This is a genomic window from Rhodomicrobium sp., from assembly GCF_047605405.1.
Taxonomy (GTDB): domain Bacteria; phylum Pseudomonadota; class Alphaproteobacteria; order Rhizobiales; family Rhodomicrobiaceae; genus Rhodomicrobium; species Rhodomicrobium lacus.
On the sequence record NZ_JASGFR010000036.1, the window covers coordinates 26,608 to 34,708 of the forward strand.

General features: G+C 63.3%; 9 protein-coding genes. All 9 read left to right on the forward strand.

All coding sequences use genetic code 11. From position 1 onward, the window contains the following. Positions 1-339, forward strand: a complete 339-nt coding sequence (locus QM659_RS13535) for a TrbC/VirB2 family protein (protein WP_415188808.1) — start codon at positions 1-3, stop codon at positions 337-339. Beyond that, on the forward strand, positions 339-626 hold the full coding sequence (trbD, locus tag QM659_RS13540) for a conjugal transfer protein TrbD (RefSeq protein WP_415188809.1): 288 nt from the start codon (positions 339-341) through the stop codon (positions 624-626). The genes QM659_RS13535 and trbD overlap by 1 nt, the downstream gene beginning before the upstream one ends. 8 nt (positions 627-634) lie before the next feature. After that, positions 635-3,139 carry a transporter gene (locus tag QM659_RS13545; RefSeq protein ID WP_415188810.1) on the forward strand — a complete coding sequence of 835 codons (2,505 nt, stop codon included), beginning with the start codon at positions 635-637 and terminating at the stop codon, positions 3,137-3,139. After that, positions 3,123-3,875: a P-type conjugative transfer protein TrbJ gene (trbJ, locus tag QM659_RS13550; RefSeq protein WP_415188811.1), complete on the forward strand. Its 753-nt coding sequence runs from the start codon at positions 3,123-3,125 to the stop codon at positions 3,873-3,875. Before QM659_RS13545 ends, trbJ begins: the two co-directional genes overlap by 17 nt. Continuing rightward, positions 3,875-5,239 (forward strand): P-type conjugative transfer protein TrbL, encoded by a 1,365-nt coding sequence (trbL, locus tag QM659_RS13555; RefSeq protein ID WP_415188812.1) that lies wholly within the window; start codon positions 3,875-3,877, stop codon positions 5,237-5,239. The genes trbJ and trbL overlap by 1 nt, the downstream gene beginning before the upstream one ends. A gap of 64 nt (positions 5,240-5,303) precedes the next feature. Continuing rightward, positions 5,304-5,993, forward strand: a complete 690-nt coding sequence (trbF, locus tag QM659_RS13560) for a conjugal transfer protein TrbF (RefSeq protein WP_415188813.1) — start codon at positions 5,304-5,306, stop codon at positions 5,991-5,993. A 19-nt stretch (positions 5,994-6,012) separates the two neighbouring features. Next, positions 6,013-6,936: a P-type conjugative transfer protein TrbG gene (gene trbG, locus QM659_RS13565; protein WP_415188814.1), complete on the forward strand. Its 924-nt coding sequence runs from the start codon at positions 6,013-6,015 to the stop codon at positions 6,934-6,936. Between the two features lie 97 nt (positions 6,937-7,033). Next, positions 7,034-7,858, forward strand: coding sequence for a TrbI/VirB10 family protein (locus tag QM659_RS13570; RefSeq protein WP_415188815.1), 825 nt, complete (start codon positions 7,034-7,036; stop codon positions 7,856-7,858). Positions 7,859-7,892: 34 nt separating this feature from the next. Continuing rightward, on the forward strand, positions 7,893-8,101 hold a 209-nt coding region (locus tag QM659_RS13575), incomplete at its 3' end, for a TrbI/VirB10 family protein (protein ID WP_415188816.1).

Genomic DNA, 8,101 nt, shown 5'->3' on the forward strand with positions numbered 1-8,101 from the left:
ATGCGACAAGCCCCACGCCCCTTGAGTTCGCTCTTGAGTCTCGCGCTGACGGCGCTGCTTGTGCTTCTGATCGCCTTTCCCGAGCATGCGCTCGCATCCTCGACCGGCAGCGGGCTCCAATGGGAAACGCCGCTGCAAAAGGTCCGCGACAGCATCACAGGCCCCGTCGCCTATGCCGTCTCGCTCATGGGCATCGTGGTGACAGGGGCCATCCTCGTCTTTGGCGGCGAGATCAACGAATTCGTGCGCCGCGTCATCATGCTCGTGCTCGTCGTCTCGCTCATGGTGTTTGCCACCGACCTCTTGAGCACGCTGTTCAGCGCCGGGGCCGTGATCTGATGGGCGAGATCAGACGCACGCCGCTCTATCGCGCGTTGCACCGGCCGAACCTGTTCCTCGGCGGCGAGCGCGAGCCCGTGCTGATGACGGCGATCATCTGCGCCGGCCTCGCCGTCTCAAGCCTCAACCTCATCGCGATTACGATCGGCGTCGGCCTCTGGCTCCTCTTGATCGGCGTGTTCCGCATGATGGCGAAGGCCGACCCGTTCATGACGAGGATCTATCTGCGCCAGCTCCGCTACGGCGCGTATTTTCCGGCGCGGTCGCGCGGCTCAAGGCTGGATTAGGGGCTCTCATGCTGCGCTTGAAACAGTTCCGCGATCGCGCCAAAGGCACCCCCGATCTCCTGAATTATGCGAGCCTCATCGGCGACGGCCTTGTGCTCTGCAAGGACGGTTCGCTGTTGGCCGGCTTCCTCTACCGCGGCCCCGACAGCCAAAGTGCAACGCCCGCCGAGCTCAACTATGTGACAAGCCGCATCAATGCGAGCCTCGCGAGGCTCGGCAGCGGTTTTGCGCTCTGGATCGACGCCGTTCGGCTTCCAGCCGCTTCATATCCAGAAGCTGACGCCTCGCATTTTCCGGATGCCATCACGGCCGCCATCGATGCCGAGCGGCGCCGCCAGTTCCTGAGCGAAGGCGCTCATTTCGAGACGGAATACGCGCTCCTCGTCGCCTACACGCCGCCGCTCCGCCGTACCACCAAGATCGCCGATCTCATCTATGACGACGATCCAAAAGCCGAGCCCGAAAGCCCCGGCGACCGTCAGATCAAGATCTTCGAGCGCGTGCTTCGCGATCTCGAAGACGGCCTGTCGGATATCCTGCGGTTAAGGCGCATGAAGGCCTACCGCGTGAGCGATGAAAGCGGGCGTTCGCATCTGCAGGACGAACTCATCAATTATGTGAGCTTCGCGGTCACAGGGCATCTCAGCCCCCTCAACGTGCCGCCTTGCCCCATGTACCTCGACGCCTGGCTCGGCGGGCAGGCGCTTTATGGCGGCGATACGCCGAAGATGGGCGAACACTTCATCGCGGCCGTGGCGATCGAAGGCTTTCCGGCCGAATCCTATCCCAACATGCTGGTACGGCTCGAGACGCTCGCGATCGCGTTTCGGTTTTCCTCGCGCTTCATCCCGCTCGACGCCCACGAAAGTCTCGGGCTCCTTCGCGCCTACCGGCGCAAATGGCGGCAATGGATGCGGGGGTTCTTTGCGCAAGTGTTCCGCACCGAAGGCGGCGTCGTGAATGAGGATGCCGCTCTGATGGCGGCGCAGGCCGAGGACGCCATCACCGACGCCAGCTCCGCCCTCGTCGCCTTTGGCTATTACACGCCGGTTCTGATCTTGATGGGCGAGAACAGGGATGCGCTTCTGGAGGAGGCGCGCCTTATCGCCCGCGAGCTTCGGCGCGAAGGCTTTGCAAGCCGCGTCGAGACGGTGAATACGCTCGAGGCCTTTCTCGGCAGCCTGCCGGCGCATGCCGTGCCGAATGTGAGGCGGCCGCTCGTCCACAGTTTGAACCTTGCCGATCTCATGCCGACGTCGTCGGCCTGGCCTGGGCTCCCCATGTGCCCCAGCCCGCTTTTCCCGGAAGGCTCGCCGCCGCTCCTTTACGGCGCCACCACCGGCTCGACGCCATTCCGGCTCAATCTGCATGTGGGCGATGTCGGCCATACGCTGATCTTCGGGCCGACCGGCGCCGGCAAGTCGACGCTGCTCGCACTCATCGCCGCGCAGTTCCGCCGCTACCGGCATGCCCGCATCACGGTCTTTGACAAGGGTCGTTCGCTTTTCGCTCTCGCTCATGCGGCCGGCGCGCAGCACTATGATCTGGCGGGCGATACGGGAAGCCCGGGCCTGTGTCCGCTCGGCAAACTCGAGACGGCTTTAGATGTGGCGTTCGCCGAAGACTGGCTTGCCACCTGCTACGAGCTTCAGCAGGGGAGCGCACCGACACCGCGACAGAAAGAAGAAATCCATCGCGCCGTGCGGCTGATGCGCGAAACCAAAAGCGGCGAGGGCCGAAGCCTCACCGACTTCATCGCCACTGTCCAGGATAAGGACATCCGGGCGGCGCTTGGCACCTATACGATCGAAGGGGCGCTCGGCCATCTTCTCGATGCCAGATCCGACGGCATCGATCCAGCCTCGTTCACGGTGTTCGAGATCGAAGAGCTGATGGCGCTCGGCGACAAGAACCTGATCCCGGTGCTTCTCTATCTGTTTCGCCATTTCGAGCGCTCGCTCACAGGCGCGCCAGCTCTTCTGCTTCTTGATGAAGCCTGGGTGATGCTCGGCCACCCCGTGTTTCGGGAAAAGATCCGCGAATGGCTGAAAGTGCTGCGCAAGGCCAATTGCGCCGTCGTGCTGGCGACGCAGAGCCTTTCGGACGCGGCACGCTCCGGCATCCTCGATGTGCTTCTCGAATCCTGCCCGACCAGGATCCTTTTGCCGAACGAGGAAGCCGACAAGGGCGGCTCCGGCGCGATGCCCGGTCCCCTCGATTTTTACCGGCTGATCGGTCTGAACGAGACCGAGATCGCGCTCCTGAAAAGCGCGGTCAAAAAGCGCCACTACTACTACACGAGCCCGGAAGGACGGCGTCTGTTTGAACTGGGGCTCGGCCCGGTAGCCCTTGCGTTTGCCGCCGTCTCATCCCGCGAGGACATATCCCGCGTGCGCGCGCTCATCGAGGCCCACGGCAAGGACTGGCCACGAGCCTGGCTCGCAGAGCGGGGCCTCGATCCCAACGACATTCTCGGAGCAACGGAGGAGGGGCTCAATGAAAAAGCAGCTTAAGGTGGCGGCGCTTGCGCTTTTAGCAATCGCTTGCGTGGTCGTGAGTGTCCGGCAAAGCCGGGCCCAGGCGGTCTATTGCACGAACTGCGCGAGCGAAATCACGCAGCTTCTGAATTTGGCGCGGCTCGTGGATCAGCTCGGGACGCAAGGCAATATTCTTCAGACCAACACCAATCAGTTCCAGACCATGACGGTGAACACGACGCCTTGGCCCTCGCTCGAGTGGGGGAACGGGGCGGCGAACATCCAGTCCGTCAACACGGCGCTCGCAAGCGCCAACGCGCTGTCCTTCGCCAAGTCGGGGCTCACGGCGCAGTTTGGCCAGCAATATGGCACGTACGACAGCTACCTGACTTCGCCCGCGACGAGCGCAGCCTTTGCCGGCAAATATCAGCAATGGTCGGCCACCGCCAATGCAAGCGTGCTCTCGACGCTTGAAGCGGGTTCCCTTCAGTCGGGCCAGATCGGCGGCGATGAACTCGCGCTCATCAACCGCCTCAAGAGCCAGACCGGCGCGGTGCAAGGCAATCTCGAGGCTCTTCAGACGCTTGCTCAAATAGGGCTTCTCAATATCGAGCAGCTGCAGAAGCTGCGCCAGCTCATCCTAGCCGACACGAGCCTCAAGGCGAACGCCATCCAGATCGAGGCCGATCGGAGTGCCTCCCAACAGGCCGCCTGGCGGACGTTCATCAAAACGCAAACGACGATCCCAACAAGCGGGGGAGCGCGATTTTGATGATGCGGCTCCGGCCAAGAACGCCGCCGAGAGCGTCTCGCTCTCCTCTTGGCTCATCGCCCGCGGCCCGAGCGGGGTGCGCGCTGATCGGCCTTGCCGTTGGCGTGGTTGTTGTCGGTATCATTTCAGCAAGCCCGGCCGAGGCCGCGGAGCCTACGACCAACGCGCTCGATGGGATCGTGCAGCTCTACCAGCAAAACGCGCAAAAATGGGAGGCGACGCTTGCAAATTACGCGCAAACGCTGTTCTGGCTGCTCGCGGCCATCGAGATGTCCTATGCCGCCATCCGGCTTGCCTTTCGCGGCGCCGATGTCAGCGAATGGATGGCCGAGATCGTCAACCAGATCCTGTTCATAGGCTTTTTTCTGGCGCTGCTCGTCAATTCGAGCGCCTGGGCGGCGGCGATCGTCAACAGCTTCAGGACCGCCGCCAATCAGGCCGTGCAGGCCTCGGGCGGCACGAGCCTGATCGCGCCGTCGGACATCTTCGCGATCGGGCTCAACATGGCCAACAAGGTCCTCGATCAGTCGAGCATCTGGAGCCCCGGCGCGAGCGTGGGGCTCATCATTTTCGCGCTCGTGCTCCTTATCTGCTTCGCTCTCATCGCTGCCTTTCTCATTCTCGCGCTCGTCGAATCCTACATCGTGATCTCGGCCGGCATCTTGTTCATGGGCTTCGGCGGATCGCGCTGGACCAAGGATTACGCGCTCAAAATGATCATCTACGCGCTGAGCGTCGGCGCGAAGCTGTTCGTGCTGCAGCTCCTGATCGGGCTTGGCCAGCAAATCTTCAATGCGCTGATCCAGAATTTCGAGGCGAACACGTCTGATCTTCTCGTCTCAGTCGGCTCGGCCATCGTCATGCTGGCGCTGACCAAGATCATTCCTGATATGATCCAGGGCCTCATCAATGGCACGCAAATGAGCGGTGGCGGCGCACTCGCCGGTGTTGCCGCGGGCGCTGCCGGCGTTGGCTGGGGCGCCTTCAAGGGCGGCGTCGGCGCTGGCATGGTGGCAGCCCGAAGCTCGGCGCTTGCGAGCGAGCAAATGCAAGATGCGCGCATGTCGGGCAGCTTCGGACCAGGCAGGGTGGTTCGCATGGCCGGCAATACCGCCATGGCAGCCGGCGATACGCTTGGCATGCGCCTTAGCGGGCGCATCCATTACGGCACTTGGGCCGGGCAGATGGCCGAGGCTTTGAAAGAACGAACCGTCGACCGGCAGTCGGCGAGAAGCGCGAGCGAGCCCTCCCAGCCGCAAGGGTCGGTCACGGGCGGAGGCCAACCGGCACAGCCGAGCCGAGCTGCGCAGCAAAGTCAAGGCGCGCCGCCAAGCCAAGCCGGCAACCCGCCGAAAAAGCCCTGAGCAGCGGCCCGGAAATGCAAAATGCACGGCTTTTAAGATTGTCTATGAGCCATCGAGAGGGATCATGAGCAGCCATCAGGACGGGAAGCTTGGTTCTTCCCGTGAGGAAGGGACCAATCCCTATCTCAATGCGCGCCGCGAATGGAACGAGCGCTACGGCGATTACATCGCGCAAGCCCGAAACTGGCGGCTGGCCGCCATTCTGGCCCTCGTCGTGGCACTGATCACGGGCGCAGGCCTCGTCACTGTGGCGAGCCAAAGCCAGATCGTTCCCTATGTGGTGCGCGTCGACAAGCTAGGCACCGCCGCCGCCGTCGATCGCGCCGACCGGCTCATAAAGCCCGACCATCAGCTCATTGTCGCGAGCCTTGCGCGCTTCATCGCCAACATCCGAAGCGTCTACACCGACGCGGGCGCCGAGCGGGCGCTCCTGAAAGAAGCCTATGCCATGATCAACGAGCGGGGCGACGCCTATGCGCGGCTGAACGACCATATGCGCGCTCACGATCCGTTCGAGCGCGCCAAGACCGAAACCGTCATGGTCGAGGTCGAAAGCGTTTTGCCGCTGTCCGCCGACAGTTGGCGCATCGAGTGGCGCGAAGAAACCCGAACCCGGGACGGCTCGAAGCCACAAACCCAGCATTGGCAGGCCACGATCGCCGTCACGCTCAACCCGCCATCGGACGAGGCCACCATTCGCCTCAACCCGCTTGGCATTTACATCAACAGCTACAGCTGGTCGCAACGGCTTTGAGCGGAGGGGAGACCTTGTCATGCGCACGGTGATTGTTTTTGCACTATCAGCCTTGCTTTCTGGCGTGGCGCTGGCGCAGGCGCCGCAGACCGTTCCTGACGGACCACCGCCGCGCGTGCCGCTGTTGTCCGGGCCGCAGCCGCCTCTGGCGCCGAAGGAGCAAAAGGGCGTGGCCTATGGCAGGGAGTGGGCCGGCAACCGTGCGGGGCCGGCGCGCGGCGACGAAGGTGCAACCGTTTTCGTGTTCGGCTCCACGCTGCCGACGATTGTTTGCGCGCCATTTTACGTCTGCGATCTCGCACTGCAGGAAGGCGAAAGCGTCAATGATCTGAATGTCGGCGACAGCGTGCGCTGGAAGATCACGCCGGCGACGCAAGGGGCGGGCGAGGCCATCATCACCCATGTGATCATCAAGCCGACCGATGTGGGGCTCATCACCAATCTCGTCATCACCACCAATCGGCGCACCTACATCATCAAGCTTGTGAGCCGCTCGCAAGACTGGATGCCGCGCGTTTCCTTCGACTATCCCGATGACGCCAGCAGCCAATGGAAGGCCTACCGCACCAAGGTCGAGCAGACCCGGGACATGCGCGCGGCGGCGGCCGTGCTGCCCGCGCCCGGCAAACTCGATTTTGAGTTCGCCGTCACAGGCGACGCGCCCTGGAAGCCGACGCGCGTCTATACCGACGGGGTCAAGACCTACATTCTGTTTCCGCCCGAGGTTGGCTCGAGCGAGCTTCCAGCCCTTGTCGAGATCGCCGAAGACGCGAGCTTCCTTGGCCTCGATAGCCTCTTCAACGGGCCGACGACACGGCTTGTGAACTATCGCTTCGTCGAGCACCGCTTCGAAGTCGACAAGGTCCTGACCCTGGCACGGCTCACCTCGGGCGTGGGCGCCAGCGCGAGCAGTATCACCATCACCCGCACGCGGAGGGATTGATGATGCAAACCCCCTCGGCCGCGCTCTTCGAACCAGGCGACATCGCCGATAGAGGCTCACCCTTCAGCAGCAAAACCAAGTTTCGAGAGGTCAGACGGTGAACGAGACCCCATCCTCGCCCGATCTGTTGGGCGCCACACCTTCGCGAGGCGCGGGCGTCCGGCGCTTGAACCGCGTTCCGCTCATGATCGCGATGGCGATCCTGGCGCTCATCATGGCAACCATCGCCTACACCTATCATTTGCGCCTCCAAGCCTCGAAACAGGATCCCGGCAGCGGCCGGCGGACGCAAGCTCCGATCGGCATTCTGGCGAACGCGCCCGACGCCGGCTACATTCCGCCCAAAGCGCCCGAGACCATCCCGGTGCTGCCGCAACCGGTTGCACCCCAACCGGCGCCGCCTGTTCCAGACGCGCCCGATCCCAATCGTCTTGCCTGGGAGGCCTATTACAAACGCCTCGAACACTTGCGCGAGGCCCGCGAGAAGCTCGCGCTGACAGCGCTCGGAGCCGGTTCCGAAATCCAGGCCAATCTTCCAAGACGAACCACTTCGCCAGCACGCGATACCGCGCCGCTTTCGGCTTCGGAACAGTTTACAAGACTGGCGGCGGACCGGCTTGCGCAGCTCGGCGGCGATCCCGAACGCGAGCGCGATCTCAACAGGCAGCGCGATAAGCGCGCCTTCCTCGCCGACCAGGATCCGAAAACAGCCGACCAGAACACGCTCAAGGCGCGGCGCGAAGCGCCGCGCTCTCCTTACGAGGTGCGCGCCGGCACGGTGATCCCGGCCGTCATGATCGGCGGGGTGAATTCCGATTTGCCGGGCCAGCTTCTGGCCCAGGTTTCAGAGAACGTCTACGACACCGCCACGGGGCGCTTCATTGTCATCCCGCAAGGATCAAAGCTGCGTTGGCACCTATGATTCGGGCATTACCACCGGCCAGGAGCGGGTGCTCGTGGCCTGGACGCGGATCATCTATCCCGATGCGTCCTCGCTCGATCTTGGCCGGATGCCCGGCGCCGACGAAGGCGGCTATGCGGGCTTCAAAGATCAGGTCAACAATCATGTCTGGAAGATCTGGAGCAACGCCATCCTGCTCTCGGCCTTCTCGGCCGGCATTCAGCTCAGCCAGGGCAATGGCAACAACCAGACGAGCGGCGGGCT

Coding starts and splice junctions, on each gene's coding strand:
- QM659_RS13535 (WP_415188808.1), top strand. CDS start 1: ATGCGACAAGCCCCACGCCCCTTGAGTTCGCTCTTGAGTCTCGCGCTG.
- trbD (WP_415188809.1), top strand. CDS start 339: ATGGGCGAGATCAGACGCACGCCGCTCTATCGCGCGTTGCACCGGCCG.
- trbL (WP_415188812.1), top strand. CDS start 3,875: ATGATGCGGCTCCGGCCAAGAACGCCGCCGAGAGCGTCTCGCTCTCCT.
- trbJ (WP_415188811.1), top strand. CDS start 3,123: ATGAAAAAGCAGCTTAAGGTGGCGGCGCTTGCGCTTTTAGCAATCGCT.
- trbG (WP_415188814.1), top strand. CDS start 6,013: ATGCGCACGGTGATTGTTTTTGCACTATCAGCCTTGCTTTCTGGCGTG.
- QM659_RS13545 (WP_415188810.1), top strand. CDS start 635: ATGCTGCGCTTGAAACAGTTCCGCGATCGCGCCAAAGGCACCCCCGAT.
- trbF (WP_415188813.1), top strand. CDS start 5,304: ATGAGCAGCCATCAGGACGGGAAGCTTGGTTCTTCCCGTGAGGAAGGG.